This is a genomic window from Vibrio sp. 10N.222.49.C9 (assembly GCF_041474985.1).
Classification (GTDB): Bacteria; Pseudomonadota; Gammaproteobacteria; order Enterobacterales; family Vibrionaceae; genus Vibrio; species Vibrio crassostreae_C.
Genome location: NZ_JBFRVD010000142.1, coordinates 1 through 209, shown reverse-complemented (window position 1 = coordinate 209; position 209 = coordinate 1). Strand labels below are relative to the sequence as shown.

The 209-nt window shown below is 53.1% G+C and carries 2 tRNA genes; both read left to right on the top strand.

Features of this window, described 5'->3' with window-relative positions:
• Nucleotides 1–34: 34 nt before the first annotated feature.
• Nucleotides 35–111 (top strand) — tRNA-Ile (locus AB4585_RS22405).
• 14 nt (nt 112–125) lie between these two features.
• Nucleotides 126–201, top strand: a tRNA-Ala gene (locus tag AB4585_RS22400).
• Nucleotides 202–209: the final 8 nt, after the last annotated feature.

Here is a 209-nt window from a genome sequence, read left to right as displayed (position 1 = left end):
TTGATTAGGTTTAGAAAAGTTAAGAGACGATATTGGGTCTGTAGCTCAGCTGGTTAGAGCGCTCGCCTGATAAGCGGGAGGTCGGTGGTTCAAGTCCACTCAGACCCACCAATATCGACCTAGATGGGGCTATAGCTCAGCTGGGAGAGCGCCTGCCTTGCACGCAGGAGGTCTGCGGTTCGATCCCGCATAGCTCCACCATCTTTAAG